This is a genomic window from Streptococcus sp. HMSC062B01 (genome assembly GCF_001811085.1).
In the GTDB taxonomy this organism is placed as follows: Bacteria; Bacillota; Bacilli; order Lactobacillales; family Streptococcaceae; genus Streptococcus; species Streptococcus gordonii.
This window is the reverse complement of sequence record NZ_KZ672780.1, coordinates 41,985-58,435: the sequence shown is the minus strand read 5'-3', so window position 1 is coordinate 58,435 and position 16,451 is coordinate 41,985. Positions and strand designations below refer to the sequence as shown.

At 40.0% G+C, this 16,451-nt stretch carries 16 protein-coding genes; 5 read left to right on the top strand and 11 right to left on the bottom strand.

The genetic code is table 11. The features are described from left to right. Nucleotides 1-17: 17 nt before the first annotated feature. The 5 genes from HMPREF2780_RS03670 to HMPREF2780_RS03650 form a co-directional block, all read right to left on the bottom strand. A complete protein-coding gene (locus tag HMPREF2780_RS03670; protein WP_105026179.1) occupies nt 18-632 on the bottom strand; it encodes a DUF4352 domain-containing protein in 615 nt (204 codons plus the stop codon). 37 nt (nt 633-669) lie between these two features. Next, the gene (locus HMPREF2780_RS03665) at nt 670-1,509 is read right to left on the bottom strand and encodes a mechanosensitive ion channel family protein (RefSeq protein ID WP_008808284.1); all 840 of its coding nucleotides are present in this window, start codon (nt 1,507-1,509) and stop codon (nt 670-672) included. Nucleotides 1,510-1,653: 144 nt separating this feature from the next. Next, a complete protein-coding gene (locus HMPREF2780_RS03660) occupies nt 1,654-3,093 on the bottom strand; it encodes an APC family permease (RefSeq protein WP_105026178.1) in 1,440 nt (479 codons plus the stop codon). 257 nt (nt 3,094-3,350) lie between these two features. Continuing rightward, a complete protein-coding gene (locus HMPREF2780_RS03655; protein WP_105026177.1) occupies nt 3,351-3,758 on the bottom strand; it encodes an SRPBCC family protein in 408 nt (135 codons plus the stop codon). Between the two features lie 99 nt (nt 3,759-3,857). Then, entirely contained in the window at nt 3,858-4,604 is a 747-nt protein-coding gene (locus HMPREF2780_RS03650; RefSeq protein ID WP_048777407.1) for a LysR family transcriptional regulator, read from the bottom strand. A gap of 108 nt (nt 4,605-4,712) precedes the next feature. Here HMPREF2780_RS03650 and HMPREF2780_RS03645 point away from each other — a divergent pair, with 108 nt between their 5' ends. Beyond that, entirely contained in the window at nt 4,713-5,231 is a 519-nt protein-coding gene (locus tag HMPREF2780_RS03645; protein ID WP_045772750.1) for a DUF4865 family protein, read from the top strand. A gap of 145 nt (nt 5,232-5,376) precedes the next feature. On the opposite strand, the gene trxA is transcribed toward HMPREF2780_RS03645, so the two are convergent. The 6 genes from trxA to HMPREF2780_RS03615 all read right to left on the bottom strand — a co-directional run bounded on the left by trxA (nt 5,377) and on the right by HMPREF2780_RS03615 (nt 11,192). Beyond that, nucleotides 5,377-5,691, bottom strand: coding sequence for a thioredoxin (gene trxA, locus HMPREF2780_RS03640; protein WP_002898369.1), 315 nt, complete (start codon nt 5,689-5,691; stop codon nt 5,377-5,379). Nucleotides 5,692-5,775: 84 nt separating this feature from the next. Then, nucleotides 5,776-7,194: a C69 family dipeptidase gene (locus HMPREF2780_RS03635; protein ID WP_105026176.1), complete on the bottom strand. Its 1,419-nt coding sequence runs from the start codon at nt 7,192-7,194 to the stop codon at nt 5,776-5,778. A gap of 100 nt (nt 7,195-7,294) precedes the next feature. Next, entirely contained in the window at nt 7,295-7,939 is a 645-nt protein-coding gene (locus tag HMPREF2780_RS03630; protein ID WP_061599784.1) for a GNAT family N-acetyltransferase, read from the bottom strand. Nucleotides 7,940-7,949: 10 nt separating this feature from the next. Continuing rightward, a complete protein-coding gene (locus HMPREF2780_RS03625; protein ID WP_105026175.1) occupies nt 7,950-10,283 on the bottom strand; it encodes an endonuclease MutS2 in 2,334 nt (777 codons plus the stop codon). A gap of 55 nt (nt 10,284-10,338) precedes the next feature. Further along, the gene (locus HMPREF2780_RS03620; RefSeq protein WP_199774046.1) at nt 10,339-10,887 is read right to left on the bottom strand and encodes a CvpA family protein; all 549 of its coding nucleotides are present in this window, start codon (nt 10,885-10,887) and stop codon (nt 10,339-10,341) included. After that, a complete protein-coding gene (locus HMPREF2780_RS03615) occupies nt 10,887-11,192 on the bottom strand; it encodes a hypothetical protein (protein ID WP_008808274.1) in 306 nt (101 codons plus the stop codon). The genes HMPREF2780_RS03620 and HMPREF2780_RS03615 overlap by 1 nt, the downstream gene beginning before the upstream one ends. Nucleotides 11,193-11,341: 149 nt before the next feature. Here HMPREF2780_RS03615 and rnhC point away from each other — a divergent pair, with 149 nt between their 5' ends. From rnhC to HMPREF2780_RS03595, 4 genes are all read left to right on the top strand, one after another. Continuing rightward, complete coding sequence (rnhC, locus tag HMPREF2780_RS03610) at nt 11,342-12,232, top strand: ribonuclease HIII (RefSeq protein ID WP_105026173.1); 891 nt, start codon at nt 11,342-11,344, stop codon at nt 12,230-12,232. 3 nt (nt 12,233-12,235) lie between these two features. Next, nucleotides 12,236-12,838: a signal peptidase I gene (lepB, locus tag HMPREF2780_RS03605; RefSeq protein ID WP_105026172.1), complete on the top strand. Its 603-nt coding sequence runs from the start codon at nt 12,236-12,238 to the stop codon at nt 12,836-12,838. Nucleotides 12,839-12,932: 94 nt separating this feature from the next. Beyond that, nucleotides 12,933-15,299 carry an SF1B family DNA helicase RecD2 gene (gene recD2, locus HMPREF2780_RS03600; RefSeq protein ID WP_105026171.1) on the top strand — a complete coding sequence of 789 codons (2,367 nt, stop codon included), beginning with the start codon at nt 12,933-12,935 and terminating at the stop codon, nt 15,297-15,299. Nucleotides 15,300-15,355: 56 nt separating this feature from the next. Continuing rightward, nucleotides 15,356-16,300, top strand: coding sequence for a hypothetical protein (locus HMPREF2780_RS03595; RefSeq protein WP_105026170.1), 945 nt, complete (start codon nt 15,356-15,358; stop codon nt 16,298-16,300). The last annotated feature ends 151 nt before the right edge of the window (nt 16,301-16,451 follow it).

Sequence of the window (16,451 nt, the reverse complement as noted above, 5' to 3'; positions counted from 1 at the left end):
ATTCATTAAAATGATCGCTATTTTTTTGATTTGGGCTTCATCCACTTATCTTCACCATAAGTTACGGTATAGGAATGCTCATCCCCCTTCTCACCATCAAACACCAAGTCGAAGCTAATCGTCTTCCCAGGAATTAAATCCATCCCTACCTGAGCATGGTCAAAGGTAGAACCATCTAAAATATAAAGATTTCCTTTTTCATCATATAAGTCGAAATTATAGGGATTTAATAATATCCTCCGATTGGAAGTATTCTTAACCTTTATAGACACAACAACAGCAACTCCAGCAGCATCGTCACTCATCTTTTTATTAGTATCCATCTTTGCTGACTGAACAGTGATTTTAGTTCCATTTTGAAAAAAGACAGCATCGCCAAAATAATGATTAGGATGCTCATTTTTATAATCGTAAGCCCGATATGAACTATCTATCCTGCCATTTATCTTCAAACTATCCTCTGAAAGGCTGAAATTAATGAGCAGTAAAGCAACTGTTACCAAAGATAGAATAATGACCAAGCCAGTACTGATGACACTGGTCCAAAATAATGGCTGTTTATGTAAAGGCTTCTTAATTTGATAGAGATTCCCATCAGCATCAATCATTTCGTGTGGGGGATCATGTTTCATATTTTCTCCTCTATACTAAAGGACTAGCTTTAGAATATTAATTTGGCAAATCAATGCCTTCCTTTAGTAAAGCTTCATGATAAAGTCTGTAAAAGGAATGGTAAATTTTAGTTTGAGTCCCACTTTGAACCATCATGCTAACACGAAAAACAAACTGGCTATTTTCCTCTAACTGAGGTCCCAAAATATCTGGCTCTTGTAAAATTTCAGGATAATCTTTAAGGGATGCTTGGTTGACTTTCTCAATCACACGAGCAATATTATCTAAATCTGTTTGTGCATTAATCGGAATATCAATCAAAACCCGCATATCTCCGCGCGAAAGATTGCTGACGACCATAATATTGCGATTAGGAATATAGTGAAGCGAGCCATCTGCATCCCGAATTTGAGTTGTTCGAATCCCGACACTAACGACTGTTCCCGCTATATTAATAGGACCATTGGTCAAGCGAACACTGTCGCCTACATCTAGCTGACGCTCCAAAAGAATAAAGAAGCCATTGACCAGATCCGATAGAAAGCCTTGCGCCCCCATTCCGATAGCTACTCCGGCAATCCCTGCACCAGCTAACAGACTAGAAACTGGCAAACCTAAAATGGATAAAATCCAATAGATCAAAAGAAAATAAAGGGCATAATTGAGAACATTCTCTATCAAGCGACTAATGGTTTTCTGTCTGGCGATGTCAGTACTAGAAAACTTTAAGGATGGGGAGATAATTCTTCTAACAAAGACATGAAGAAGCTTCTTGGCAATATAAAATAAGATAAATAAAAAGAGCAGAGAAATCAACTTGGAAACAGCATCATCTACAATAGCCGTCCAATCAAACTGCTTAAAATAACGAGAAAAAATATTGCTTGAAAAAAACATTGCTTACCTCATACAATCCCATTTATTCCAGTACCAGAAGGAATATAATCTATTATAACACAAAGCCCATACTTGAAAAAGGCTGGGACCCTAAGAAAACTCAACAAAAAGCTGGGACAGTCTTTTGACTTGTCCCAACTTTCTTTATTTCTTCTCTCGACGTGCAGCCATAGGCAGAAGCAAGCCTAGACCTAAGAGGGCTATTGGAGTGATAATATTCGTGATGAGGGTGAACCACCACTCAGTTGGATAAGTTGCCATCTTGACTTGTGGAGCCATACCTAGAATACAAGCAAAGGCAGTGAAAGCAAATCCCCAAGCTCCCATTAGAAAACCTAGTCTACGATTTTTCATAAATTTGTATTCAACATTTTTAAATTTATCCCATTTACGATACAAGAACATATAGGCTACAAATACCCAAAGGAAACACATGGGAGAAACGATAGCATTGAGATTGGTCATCCATACGACTAAACCATCGATTTCCTTCAATCCAAAAAGTGGCAGTACAATGATAATTGCTACTAGTACCCCTGTTAAAAGATAGCCGTTAATCAGCATTCCTGACTTGGTACGCTTACGCAACCAGCTTGGAATAAAATCTTTATCTGCGCTACCCAAAAAGATTTGTAGAGGCGCATCGATACAAATGGCTAGTGTAGACGCTTGTCCTATTGCTTGGGTAAGAGCATAGATAGTAACTAAGAAATTGCCTATTCCCCAATGCTTTCCTAAAACAGCAAAAGCTTGGTAGGCGCCATTCCTCATCAAATCGTCTGGGATATGGTTGCTATCAAAAATCATGGCCATGGCAAGAGAGCCTAAAATAGCACAGGCTCCTATCATGACAACCATAGCTATCATACCTTTCGGAAAGCCCTTTGCGGGATTTTTCACTTTATTAACATAAGGAGAGATAGCTTCTGCTCCTCCTACTGAGAAGACTAAGAGTGCAATTGTTGTAAAATAGGAGAAGTCAAATTTTGGAATATAAGTCGATAACTGGTCCATATGTTGAGTGGCCAATTGTAGATCTGGCTTAATCAATGGCACACCAACAGCCATTAGAATAAAGAGAACCGACATGATCAGCATAGCTCCACCGGCTAATGTTCCCAAAAATTTCAAGGCTTTCAAACCCTTGGTCGAAATATACAAAAGGAGTAGGAAAGTTAGTAAAGAAAGGCAGACAATCATGGGCATGGATAGACTTTCCAAAATCCTTCCATTTCCTTGAAAGGCCCATCCTAAAGCAATTAAGATTGTTTGAGGTTTTTGAGCCAAATATGGTATCTGCACAACCCAGTAGGTCCAAGCCGCAAAAAAAGCTAGCTGTTTGGTAGAGGTAAACTTAATCCAGTCACTAACCCCGCCTTCACTATCCTTAAATGTTGAACCTAACTGCCCAACCATTAATGTGTAAGGAATAAAATAGATAATCAGCAACAGAATCCATGAAGTGATCACGACAATTCCCTGCTGAGCAAAATTATTCACGACATTGCCTAAGCCCCAAACAATATTAAAGGCTATCAAGGCTATCATGAGCCAACTTAACTGCTTAGAATCTTTTTCTTCCATACGATTTCCTCCTTCCAATCGTTAAAAGCTCTTTTTGTCTCTCAAATAGAGGCAGCAGTTGGATAACTTGTTAATATATTTCACTGTTATTATAACACTTTAAAAAATAAAATAAAGCGCTTCCATATTTCGTTTCTGTTTCATTTTTTCCATTAAAGAAGAGCATAAAAAGAACAATAAATCATCTGTACCTCTTGCTGATCCCTTCTCAACATTTAGAAAAAATAAAAAAAATTCCCTAGCTAACTTGGGAATTCTTATTTTTCCAAACAATTTTTTAAAATAAAAATCGATTGAGGAACATCTGAGAAAACTTGGCTTAAAAATCCCAAATGTTGCTGATCTTTGCTATCTAAAGCTACAGTGTGCTTAACATTTACAGTGCCATCATTGTTCTCAATAATCTGATGACCAAAAAGGATATCTCCAAACGGGGTCGCTGTTTTATCCCAAAATTCCTCAAAGGGCTTGACAAGTGTCAGCTGATATTCCATTGGGGGCATTCCTTCGAGTTCCATCGTCCCACAAGAACCTGTCTTAAATCCACCATTTAATGTAATATTTTTTAAATCTTCTTCCCAGTCATACCACTTTTCAATATTTTCATAGTAGCTCCATACATCTTCTTTTGATGCTTTTATGGTTAAACTAAAACTAAATTCCATTACAAAATCTCCTTTATAATATGTATACTTATTATAGGTGTATTTATAAAATTTGTCAAATGGTTTTCCACTCTAGCATTAGTATTTCTTCTAAATGAGCTACCTGCTTTGGCTCTTCTTTTCATACTGATAAAATGGAATCAGAACGATGTCTTGGTCGTATGGCTTGATTTTCGCTCTCTTATTTAGCCATTTAGGCAATAGTGCGATTCCTTTCCCGTTTTCAACTAAGCTGATAATGTTCTCAAAAGAATCAATTTCTACAACTGATTTTAAATGAGCAAACTTCATTAAGCTTTGTTTTCTAAAAGGACAATTTTCATCTTTATTGACGAATATAGGCATTTCCTCACTAGTCCTTATGATACTCGAACAAACATAAACTGACTCGATATGTCCAATAGTCTCATCATAATGTTTCAAATTTTCAATTTTTTGAAAGCAAAAAATTTTATCAAATTCTTCCTGATGAGCAATGATTGGTATATCCGAAGTTTTTTGGATATTAATCTCACTTTTATCCAAATCAATTGTTTGTGAATTATTAATATCGTGATTGAATAACAATTCTGAAATTAAGATGGATATTTTTGAGGTTTCACATTTCTTTTTTAATTTCTCTAAATTGTTAGAAGTTTCCTTACAAAATTGATAAAATAAGTCTCCACTTTCTGTCGGAATTAAACCATTATATTTTCTGTAAAATAATTTCGTATCTAATTCAGTTTCAAGCACCTTCAATCTAGCGCTGAGATTAGATTGCGCATATTGTAAGATCTTTGAACTTTTGTTTATTGACCTTGTCTCATAGATTGTCACAAAAATGCTCATATCATTAAAATTCATTTAAAACACCCTATCACTTTTTGTGATAATTATATCATTTTTAAGTATTATTCAACATGATATAAATCATTTATACTGTCAATAGTTCATTAGAAAAGGGGTACTGCTATGCAAGCAATGCAATATACTATAAAATTACCATCAGATTATGATATGGATATCATTAGACAACGTGTCCGAAATACAGGTCATTTAATGGATGGATTCGACGATTTGTTTTTCAAAGTTTATTTAATCTCTGAAAAGTCTGAAGGCCAATTATTTAATAGTTACTGTCCGCTATATATTTGGAAAAATACCAACGGAATGACAAAATTCATATTTGATGGTTACTTTGATCATATTTTAAATTCGTTTGGCTGGCAAAATATTGAAATCGGAGTGACTTCATCAGTCGAAATATCTGATCATTTTGACTCAAGTAAATATGCTACATTAGAAGTCATTGATATAGAAGTATCTGAAAGTTTAAAATCCTTTACCATTTACGAGCAAATGCAAACCAACGAAAGCGGCAAAGTTGTTATTTTTAATCCTGATAAATGGAAAAAATGTATCTTTACTTTTTATACCAATAAACCCGACACACAACTACCAACATTTGAAATTTTACACATTTCACAATAAGCACCTATGATAAGTAATAGGGAAACGCCTGAGCAAACACTTCTTCAATGCTATTTTGCACAACTTGCTCTTCTGTATAACCTTTACTGTCATCGGCTAAATGAAAAAATCGTTACGACATGTAACGATTTTTTTAGCTATGATATTAACTCAATTCCGCGATAATAGCCTTGAGCTGGTCTTTGGTGTGAACACCTGCGACTTGCTTAACGACTTGACCATCTTTCTTGAAGAGAAGGGTCGGAATGGACATAATGCCAAATTCACGGGCAGTATTTGGATTTTCATCCACATCCATTTTAAGGATTTTCAATTCGTCCTCATGGACTTCTCCTGCCAACTGCTCTAGAATAGGCGCCTGCATACGGCATGGACCACACCAAGTTGCCCAAAAGTCAATCAGAACCAATCCGTCTTTTGTTTCTTCTGCGAATGTTGCATCTGTAACTGCTGCTACCATAAATTTTCTCCTTTAATAGCTTACTTTTGTTAACATTTTACACCAAAAACAAGAGAAAGAAAAATATTTGCTACGGATAAGAACTCAGTCACTCAATGAGAAGTGGTTGACCATGAGATTGCTGGCATCCAAGAGGACTTTCTCCAAGAGCTGGTCTGTAGCTTCTTGCACCTTGTCGCTCATAGCTTGATTTTCAGCTTCAAAGTCAACATCCTCGCCCTTGGCCAGAGCACAATCTACTCGACCGATCATTTCATGGCCCCAAGCCATGGTCTTTTCCTGATAATCATCCAAATCTCCGACATGACTGCTAAAATGAGCATCAGCCAGCCCTGCAATCAAGCGATTAGCCCAGTAGAAGGAATCCGTCGAAACCTTGTCTGTTGTATTGGCAAAGTAGTCTGGTGTAGTTGAGATCTGAGTAAAGAAAGGAACAGCTGTATTGTAAGGCATGGAACCGTAGGATAGCCACTGGATCCCAGTCGTTTCCTGCGGTTGATTAGGACGAAGTTGTAAGATAGCTGTCTGACTGGTCCGATTGATCCCGATAGTCCGAAAGGCCCGTCTGCTGTGGTGGTCCCCTTCTGCTCCATAAGGATCATAAGGCGAATCCTGATAGTGACTGCTCAGGACATACTTGACATCTTCGATCGTGATCTTGCGGTATGGCTTGCGGCACCATGGAATGAAGAAACTCCTTGGTTCTTGCTCTACTTCTGGATTGAGAAAACGCTGGATGTCCCAAGCTCGCGGTGTATTGTAATGGCGGTCCTTGTCCTTCTGGCTACCAAAAGCATAGCGCGGATTGAAACCCTCATCTGAGTAATTCAGATTGAGATGATTTTCCTCGATAAAGTTTTTAAGATTTGGATGACAGAGGAAGTGCTCTGGATTGTCAAATTCAAAATAATCACTGCCCAGCTGATTTGGATTGGTCACATAGGCATCATCTGGCACGCGCCGCGCCATCCAATGGTGACCGCCAATGGTTTCCAGCCACCAGATTTCGTTGACATCTGAGATTGCAATTCCATTGGACTCATAAGTGCCGTATTCCTCTAAGATTTTCCCTAAGCGTAGAACCCCTTCACGAGCCGTTTTGATATAAGGAAGAACCAGCGTAAGGATATCTTCCTCGCTGATACCTGACTCTACCAAAGGATCAGCCCCCAGCACGCGGCTGTTGGTCGTAATTGTTTCCGTCGCGCTGACAGCAACATTGTAGCTGTTAATTCCAGCTGCTCCCCAAATCCCATCTTTGGGAACTGCGTCTGGCACTGCCGTATAGCGGACTGGATTGTCCGGCAAATCCATCTCAAAAGATGTCAAAACTGACTGATAATGACGGGGCTGGTCTTGTGGCTCCACTACGACAAATTTCTTGGGCGTAAAGCCCCCATTTTGTGAATCCTCTGTACGAGCCACAATGGTTGAACCGTCGTAACTGGCCTTCTTGCCTACCAAAATAGTCGTGCAGGAATCTGATGCATGCTTTATTCTCATTATTTTCCCTCCGGTACTCTTTATGCTACTTACATTATAGCAAAAAGCAGGCCCTCATAAAAGAACCTGCTGTTATCTCTACGCTGAAACTTCCAATGCCCTATTCGATTTTCAAGACATAGGTATGTTCTTTGTAAAGCTCATCAATCTCAAAATGCTCTAAATCTTCTTTCCTTGAGACAATATAATGCCCTTCTCTTTGATAATAGCCTAAAGAATTTCCTGACTTGTCTGTCAGGCAGATTGTCTGCTGCTTAGTATCAACACTGAAAGAAAACGGTGTTTGATCTTTGGGGCGTCCGACAACTAAATAATCTTGACAAATCAGCTTGCCGCCCCACTTCTGATAGAGGTGATTTGCCTGCTCTCCGTCTCTGGTAAAGATGATCAAGGCCTCAACTTTCTTTTCATGCAGCTGCTCCCAAGCAGTTTGAAAGAGTTGACTGGCTATCCCTTGATTCTGAAAATCAGGATGGACAGCCAGATTAGCGAAGTAAGCTATCTTTTTTCCTGGATAATATGGATAAGAATGACTTGCTTCTTCGGTGTAAATACCAATATCTAGAAGACCTTCAACCTGATCATCTTCTACTGCTATGAGCTCAACCGAATCTTGGTAAGGTTCTTCAGTAAACTCGTCCTTGTAACGGCTCATATCATCAAAGAAAGGCGAAAAGAGATAACTCAAAGCTTTTGTATAAACCCAACTTTTCTCATAAGTCGAGTCATAGGTCTGTATTTTCATTTCTGGCCTCTTACTTAAAGATCACAATCGTTGCACCGCTGCCGCCAGCATTTTGCGGAGCATAGCCGAAGGACTTGACGTGCTTATTGCGGCGGAGGTATTTTGTCACCCCTTCACGGATGACACCAGTCCCGATACCATGGATAATATCCACTTGAGCCATATTATTAAGAAGGGCCTGATCGATAAATTCATCTAGCTCTTTCATAGCTTCTTCGTAACGCTTACCTCGTAAATCCAGTCTAGCTCTTGGTCCAGCAGTATTAGCTCGCTTGACCACATTGACCTGCTTGCGCTTAGGTTGTTGCTCTTTTTCAGCCTTGAGAAGATTAAATTCCTGCTCCTCTAGAGTCATCTTGATGAGACCTACCTGAGCTTCCCAGCGGCCGTCCTTGAGCTGCTTGACCAAGGTTCCCCGCTGACCATAGCTAGTGACTAGGATATCGTCTCCCACCTTGGGCGCCCGATTTTTCTTAGCCTGCTTGAGCACCTTATTCTTTGATAAATCAACGGTTTCTGGTGCCAACTTTTTGAGTTGGGCCTTGGCTTCAATAATCTCATGAGGTTTGAGACTGGACTTAGCATGAAGATTTTTGAGAATGCTCTCACTCTCTGATAGAGCCAAATCAACGATTTCCTGAGCTTCCAAGCGTGCCTTATTGAGTTCGGTTTCCTTTTCTCGGTTAAACTCATTATATAGCTTTTTGAGGGCTCGGTTAAATTTGAGATTTTCCTGCTCCACCTCGCGGATATTATCCAAGCGCTTGCGACTTTCCAGTGTCTGCTCCTCTAAGCGCTCAATAATCCGATTGACATCGCTGTCTGTGTTGGTCTGCTCTTGGGCATGGCTAACGATAAGTTCAGATAAGCCTAACCGGCGAGCAATTTCAAAGGCATTGGAGCGGCCAGGCACTCCCTGCATAAAGCGATAAGTCGGTCGCAAACTATCAGTATCAAATTCCATGCTAGCATTTTCCACCCAGTCCGTCTCAATCCCATAGGCTTTGAGCTCAGGATAGTGGGTCGTCGCCATGGTTTTAATCTGCCTTAGCCGCAAATCTTCCAAGATAGCAATAGCCAGAGCTGCACCCTCCTGCGGGTCAGTCCCAGCTCCCAGCTCATCTAGCAGAACCAGACTCTCGCTATTAACTTGCTCCAAAATAGAGACGATATTGGTCATGTGACTGGAGAAAGTCGACAGGCTCTGCTCAATGGACTGCTCATCCCCAATATCTGCAAAAATCTGACTGAAAATCCCGACGCGACTCCCCTTGTCAGCCAGAATCGGCAGACCTGACTGGGCCATGATCTGAGCCAGACCCAAGGTCTTCAGCATGATGGTCTTACCACCTGTATTTGGCCCAGTAATGACAATCTCTGTCAAATCAGGTCCGAAATGCAGGTCATTAGCTACTGCATTTTCAATCAGGGGATGACGAACCTGTAGCAACTGAATGGCTTGTGTCTCGGATAAGGCTGGCACTACTGCTCCTCGTTCTCTCATAAAGGCCAATTTGGCCATCACCAAGTCAAGATGACCGATAATCCAAGCATTGTTGGCAATTTCAGTTGCATGAGGGCGAATCATAGCAGATAGTTCTTGCAAAATTCGCAAGAGTTCGTAGCGCTCGTCCGCCTTGTAGTTGGAAATTTCCTCATTGAGGTTAACCACTGCCCTAGGCTCGATATAAATGGTCGTTCCACTGGCAGAAATGTCATGCACCACTCCTGGAATCCGATTTCGATAGGTGTTTTTAACCGGCAGCACATTGCGGCCATTCCGGCTGGCTATCACTTGATCTGCCAGCATGTCTCCCTTGTTTTTGAGAATTTCTTGCAAAAGATCTCGTACCTTGCTTTCATTCTCTTGGATCTTACGACGGATTCGCCCCAGATCCTCACTGGCAAAACTTTCAATAAAGCCCCCGTCGTTGACAGCTAACAGACTCCCTTGAATAGCAGGGAAATCGACTAGATTTTCAAAAACACGGTTCAATTCTTGAAGTCGAACATTTTCTAAATCATTATAAAAAGTAACCAAGTCATGCGAAACGCGCAAAACTTTTTTTAAAACAAGCAATTCCTCGATATTCAGATCACCATCAAGCTCCAAACGCTTGCTAATAGCAGTGATATCCTTGGTTGCTGCCAAATGAAAATGCGGATCTTCTACTAAAATCTGCTCCATATCTGCAACTTCTAAAAAGGCTCTCTCAATTGCCTCTTTTTTTGTGGTCGGCTGTAAAACTTGTAATTCCAACTTTCCCTGCTCCGTTTGCAAAAAGCCTTGGAACAAGTCCTTTATTTTATTAAATTCTAAGGTTTCTAATATTTTTGTATTCATGATAATATCTTTTTCTAGTGAAAAAGAACCCAGCTAGTAGGCCAACTGAGTCCTTTTATCCAATCATCTTGGTAACCCAAAAATACTTCAGGAGACTAGATGTGATTGGGGTATGGTTAATAATAAAGCTTGCTAAACCACTGTGATTTAAGCGATCTTGAATAAAAGCTAGTGGTACAGTAGCGAAAACCGTTAGGAACATTTCAATGGCAAATAAGGAAATGAAAACAGCAATTACACCGCTCGCAACATTATACCAACGAGAATCCGTATTTCCTTTAGGTACTAAATGGATAAAAATCCCAATGAAGCGACCAATCGCATAAACAAAAGTGTAAATGATGAAAAAAGCTAGGCCAGCGTAGAAGACTTTATCTAAATGAAAGAGCTGATTGTTAGGAAAATAATACGTTGTAGCTCCTTCTGTCGCACTTGAATAAGGGACCCACAAACTTAAAAAACGGGCTAAACCTTGGTAAGATTGACTAGCGATAAAAAAGGCTACAATAGCTGATAGTAAATAATAAGCCTGAAGGACAATCCCTCTAGAGTAGCCAATATAGAAACTCCATGCCAAAATCAGTAAAATTAGTAGTGAAATAATCATAAAGGCCCCTCTGTTTGCAAAGATTTTTCTTTTATTTCAGTTAGGGCTTTTCGACGCAAACTTTCTAATTCTCTTTCCTTGTCATCAAATTCAATTTCACGATTTAACTGAGTCGACAGACTATTAATGGCAAGCAAAATAGCCAAGGTTTCATCATCCGCTTGGGGCATTCTTTCCTTGATTGCTTGGTATTTTTCTGTCGCGACCTTTTCGACTTCCTCCATAAACAGATTATCAAAACCTGTTGTTAAAGTCATGGTCTTCTTTCCAAATGTAAACTTATATCGATTCAAATTTGCCATAAAATCACCTCGTTATATTATACCAAATATCAAGCCTTTTGTCAGGTCAGGGCCACCCCTCTATCCTGCTTTTCTAAAATATACTTGAAGATAAAAAGTCCGTCAATCTTTTTTTCAACTTTACTCTTTTTTATGTTAAAATAGAAGGCATGGGACAATTCACCTTAACACCGAGTGAGCAGGAGATTCAAGCATTTCTTAAGCAATATAAAAAATATCTCAGCTCTAGTAAAAATCCTTATATCCGCTATTTTTTCCGTTTGGAGCAAGCAACAGCCAGCGTCTATACTTCTGGTAAATTACTCCTTCAGGGAGAAGAGGCAGGTAAATATGCTCTTTTTTTCAAAGAGACAGCAGATTTCACTCAGCCTCCTCAGAAAATCACCTACCAAGCTATGGTAGGAACGGATGAGGTTGGTAATGGTTCCTATTTTGGTGGTTTAGCTGTTGTGGCTTCATTTGTCACTAAAGAACAGGAGGATTTTCTCAAAAAATTAGGTGTCGGAGATTCTAAAACCCTGACGGATCAAAAAATTCGCCAATTAGCTCCTATCCTAAAAGAAAAAATCACCCATCAAGCCCTGCTCTTATCACCTAAGAAGTACAATCAAGTCATTGCTTCGGGTTACAATGCTGTTTCGGTCAAGGTTGCCCTTCACAACCAAGCCATCTATCTCTTGCTAGAAAAAGGAATAAAACCTGATCAAATCGTAATTGATGCCTTCACTAGCAGCACCAATTACCAGCGTTATGTCAAGCAAGAGCGAAATCAGGTTAGTCAGGCGATTCATTTAGAAGAAAAAGCTGAAGGAAAATACTTAGCTGTGGCTGTCAGCTCCATCATAGCCCGCGATCTTTTCTTAGAGAATCTAGAGATTCTGAGCCAGGAATTAGGCTACCAATTACCAAGCGGAGCAGGGGCTAAGAGCGATCATGTGGCCAGTCAGATTTTGAAGGCTTATGGTATGGCCGGTCTTGAAACAAGTGCTAAACTACATTTTAAAAATACTCAAAAAGCAAAACAATTACTAGAAAGGTAAGTTATGTCTGGTTTTAGAAAATTTATGAAAGAATGGGGATTTTTCATCCTCTTCATGGCTACTTTGCTCCTCACCCGCCTCTTCCTCTGGTCTCCATTTTTGGTAAGTGGCCACTCAATGGACCCGACCCTTGCTGATGGAGAGTATCTGCTCGAAGTCCGCTATCTACCCATCGACCGTTTTGATATCGTTGTTGCTAAAGAAACAGATGAAAATGGGAACGAGAAACGGATTGTCAAACGAGTGATTGGTCTGCCTGGTGATACCATCAAATATGAAAACGACCAACTCTATATCAATGGTAAGAAAACTGATGAACCTTACTTAAAAGAATATATTTCTAAATTTAAAAAGGACAAATTGCAGTCGACTTATTCTTACCGGAAGATGTTCCAGCAAATCGCTGAACAAGCCAACTCTTTCACTCAGGACTCTCTAGGTAACTCAACATTCACTGTCGAAGTTCCTAAGGGACACTATTTCCTTCTAGGAGACGACCGACTCGTTTCAAGAGATAGCCGAGAAGTTGGAAACTTCAAGGCCAGTCAGATTGAAGGAGAAGCGAAATTACGCTTCTGGCCACTCAATAAGATTGGTATCTTCTAAGTACCATTTGTTAAGCAAATAAGAAGCAAGAAATAAAAAGGGCAGGACAGCAGGTTTCATTGGCTTGTCTGCCTTTTTTTCTAGGATGAGAGATATGGAATTCTATTTTTCAGGAACCGTCGAACGCATTATTTTTGAAAATCCCAACAATTTCTTTCGAATTTTGTTACTGGATATCGAGGACTCAGATGCAGAATTTGATGATTTTAAGATTATCGTGACCGGAACCATGGCCGATATCATGGAAGGACAAGACTATACTTTTTGGGGAACTCTTGTTCAACATCCCAAATACGGGGAACAGCTAAAAGTAACTCGCTACGAAAGAGCCAAGCCAAGCAGTAAGGGTCTAGTCAAGTATTTTGCTAGCGATCATTTTAAAGGGATCGGTATTAAGACCGCCCAAAAGATAGTAGATCTCTATGGCGATAATACGATTGACCAGATCTTGGCTGATCCTAGCCGACTCGTAACTATTAACGGCCTTTCTTCAACCAATCGGGAAGCCTTCGTCAGCAAACTGAGACAAAATTACGGCACAGAGATGTTGCTCTCTAAACTCGCTGAATATGGCATTCCTAATAAATTAGCCTTGCAGATTCAAGATACCTACAAAGAAGAAACGCTGGAAATTGTCCAAAAATATCCGTATCAACTAGTTGAGGACATTCAAGGTATTGGTTTCAAAATAGCTGACCAGTTGGCCCAGCAACTAGGTATTGAAAGCGACGCTCCAGAGCGTTTCCGGGCTGGACTTGTTCATACCCTTTTCAGCCAGTCTATGGAGACAGGTGACACTTATATAGAAGCACGTGACTTACTATCCCACACCATTAATTTGCTGGAGAATGCCCGTCAGGTTGAACTTAACCCTGCCTTGGTAGCGGATGAATTGGCCCACCTCATTGAAGAAGATAAGATTAAAAATGTTGAAACAAAAATCTTTGAAAACAGTCTTTATTTCGCCGAGGAAGGTATTCGTAGTAATCTGATTCGGATTCTAGAAAAAGGCAAACAAGAAACCTTTGATACCCCAAAACTCGAAAGTATCATCGAACAAGTCGAGCAAGATTTAGGAATCTGCTATGACCATATTCAAAAGAAGGCCATCTGCGATGCCATTAATCATAAGGTGTTTATTCTGACGGGTGGGCCGGGAACTGGTAAAACAACTGTTATCAACGGCATCATTGCTACTTATGCTGCTCTTCACAAACTAGATTTGGCTAAGAAACAGGAATTACCTATTCTGCTTGCTGCTCCGACTGGACGAGCTGCCAGACGAATGAATGAATTGACCGGGCTACCCAGTGCTACTATTCACCGGCATCTGGGAATGACTGGAGATGATGATATCAGTCATTTAGATGACTATTTGGATGCTGACTTCATCATTGTGGATGAGTTTTCTATGGTCGATACTTGGCTAGCCAATCAACTACTTAGCAATATTTCTTCCAACAGTAAGATCCTCATTGTAGGGGATGCTGATCAGCTTCCGTCTGTCAGTCCAGGTCAGGTTCTAGCCGATCTCTTAAAAATACCTATCTTGCCTCAAACCAAGCTGACAAAAATCTACCGGCAGGGAGAAGATTCAACAATTGTTACCCTGGCTAGTCAAATCCAGCAAGGGATTCTGCCAGCTGATTTTACTGAAAAAAAGGCGGATCGTTCCTATTTTGAAGCAACTAGTGAATATATCCCTGATATGATTAAAAAAATCGTAGCCGCTGCTATCCGCAGTGGCATCCCCGCCCAGGACGTTCAAGTCTTGGCTCCTATGTATCGAGGACCCGCGGGAATCGACCAAGTCAACCAACTCATGCAGGATCTGATAAATCCATCAGAAAAAGACCAACTGGTCTTTGAAGCACCAGACTGCCAGTACCGGCAAGGAGACAAGGTCATCCACCTGGTCAATGATGCTGAAAGCAATGTGTTTAATGGGGACTTGGGCTATATCACGGACTTGTTGCCAGCAAAATACACCGACTCTAAGCAGGATGAACTAACCATCAACTTCGATGGAAATGAAATCGTCTATCAACGTAGCGAATGGTACAAGATCCGCCTAGCCTATGCCATGAGTATCCACAAGTCTCAGGGCAGCGAGTTTCCCGTGGTCATCCTACCTATCACCCGTAGCAGCCACCGCATGCTCCAGCGCAATCTGGTCTACACAGCCATTACCCGGGCCAAGAGCAAGCTGATCCTGCTTGGGGAAAAAGCAGCCTTTGACTATGCTGCAAAAAACACTGGCACCGCCCGCAAAACTTATCTTATTCCTCGTTTTTCTGATCTTTTAGAAAGAGAAGAGCCTGCTGAAGTTGTCACCACTAATTCTGACACAGACGATCCAATTCTTGAAGATGGTTTTATCCTTACTCTTGATAACTACCTCAGTATTGATCCCATGATTGGAATTAGAGAAGAGGATATTAAAGATATTTTTAAAAAATAGTTTGCAGCGCTAGTTACTATTTATAGTTAGGAAATCTTACTTTTAAAGGAGTTATAATGAAATACAACCCATATCCCAGACTGCTTACCAGACTATTCTTTGGTTCTATCTTCCTTATCCTTGGACTGATATCCCTTCTATCTTATAGGAATGTCACTACAAAATCTTTAAGAGATAAAGGAGAAACCCTACCCTCAAAAGTCACTAATACAGGAGACTATGCCATACAAATTACGGATGTTTCTGGACCTGAAGCAGAATTAAAAGGAAAAGATTACTCAACCTTCTTTTATACCGTAACCTATAAGGATGAAAGTGGCAAGGAAAGCAAGATTGGACTACACGCTGATGATTCAGATTTTTATGATTTAATCGATGACCTCAGGAATACTCAAGACTTAAAAGAGAATCCCAAATGGCTGATAGCAAACGTCAACAATTCTTCTAATATCAAGAATTACTCGGAAATGATGGCTTCCAAACTTTCTGATGATGAAAAATCTGCTCAACTTGATTACTACATTACCTTAGAAGATACTGATTCCATACGGTATAGAGGTCAAATTGTCTTCTTTCTATTCTTCTTCCTTGGGATGCCCTTCTTTCTGAAAGGGGTGAAGGGCTATCTATCCAGTCAAAAAGAATTAAAAGAGTTTTACAATCTTTACCCTGAACTCCATGGTTCACTGGAACAAATCGAAATCTTGGGTTGCCAAAATGAAGCAGATATCCGAATCTTTTTGTATAAGAATCATCTGGTAAGCTATCACTCGACATTTAAAATCAGCAATTTAGAGGATGCAAAGAAAATCTATCATTCCAAGTTCACAACCAGCTTTTTATTTATTCCAATCATTAGAAAAAATCAACTTTGTATTGTACACACCAATGGCAAGGAAGATAAACTACCTATGAAACGAGCTAGCGCTTCTAAGACAGAGCTAGCCTTAACTCAGGTGGACCATTATATAAGTGAAAAATTTCCAAATATTGAATTATAAAGAGGACAGTTTGCTGTCATCTTTATATTAACTTTCTACAATTGTATTTGGAAAATTCGGTGTGCCAATCATCGCTTAGCTTCGTTTTAAGTATGTCAAAGTCTGCTCCATCAGCTCATCACTAAGAATATCAATGCCAATGGATTCCAGC

Excerpts from the sequence above, each read along its gene's own strand:
- HMPREF2780_RS03670 (WP_105026179.1), bottom strand. The coding sequence starts at position 632 with ATGAAACATGATCCCCCACACGAAATGATTGATGCTGATGGGAATCTC.
- HMPREF2780_RS03665 (WP_008808284.1), bottom strand. The coding sequence starts at position 1,509 with ATGTTTTTTTCAAGCAATATTTTTTCTCGTTATTTTAAGCAGTTTGAT.
- HMPREF2780_RS03660 (WP_105026178.1), bottom strand. The coding sequence starts at position 3,093 with ATGGAAGAAAAAGATTCTAAGCAGTTAAGTTGGCTCATGATAGCCTTG.
- HMPREF2780_RS03655 (WP_105026177.1), bottom strand. The coding sequence starts at position 3,758 with ATGGAATTTAGTTTTAGTTTAACCATAAAAGCATCAAAAGAAGATGTA.
- HMPREF2780_RS03650 (WP_048777407.1), bottom strand. The coding sequence starts at position 4,604 with ATGAATTTTAATGATATGAGCATTTTTGTGACAATCTATGAGACAAGG.
- HMPREF2780_RS03645 (WP_045772750.1), top strand. The coding sequence starts at position 4,713 with ATGCAAGCAATGCAATATACTATAAAATTACCATCAGATTATGATATG.
- trxA (WP_002898369.1), bottom strand. The coding sequence starts at position 5,691 with ATGGTAGCAGCAGTTACAGATGCAACATTCGCAGAAGAAACAAAAGAC.
- HMPREF2780_RS03635 (WP_105026176.1), bottom strand. The coding sequence starts at position 7,194 with ATGAGAATAAAGCATGCATCAGATTCCTGCACGACTATTTTGGTAGGC.
- HMPREF2780_RS03630 (WP_061599784.1), bottom strand. The coding sequence starts at position 7,939 with ATGAAAATACAGACCTATGACTCGACTTATGAGAAAAGTTGGGTTTAT.
- HMPREF2780_RS03625 (WP_105026175.1), bottom strand. The coding sequence starts at position 10,283 with ATGAATACAAAAATATTAGAAACCTTAGAATTTAATAAAATAAAGGAC.
- HMPREF2780_RS03615 (WP_008808274.1), bottom strand. The coding sequence starts at position 11,192 with ATGGCAAATTTGAATCGATATAAGTTTACATTTGGAAAGAAGACCATG.
- rnhC (WP_105026173.1), top strand. The coding sequence starts at position 11,342 with ATGGGACAATTCACCTTAACACCGAGTGAGCAGGAGATTCAAGCATTT.
- lepB (WP_105026172.1), top strand. The coding sequence starts at position 12,236 with ATGTCTGGTTTTAGAAAATTTATGAAAGAATGGGGATTTTTCATCCTC.
- recD2 (WP_105026171.1), top strand. The coding sequence starts at position 12,933 with ATGGAATTCTATTTTTCAGGAACCGTCGAACGCATTATTTTTGAAAAT.
- HMPREF2780_RS03595 (WP_105026170.1), top strand. The coding sequence starts at position 15,356 with ATGAAATACAACCCATATCCCAGACTGCTTACCAGACTATTCTTTGGT.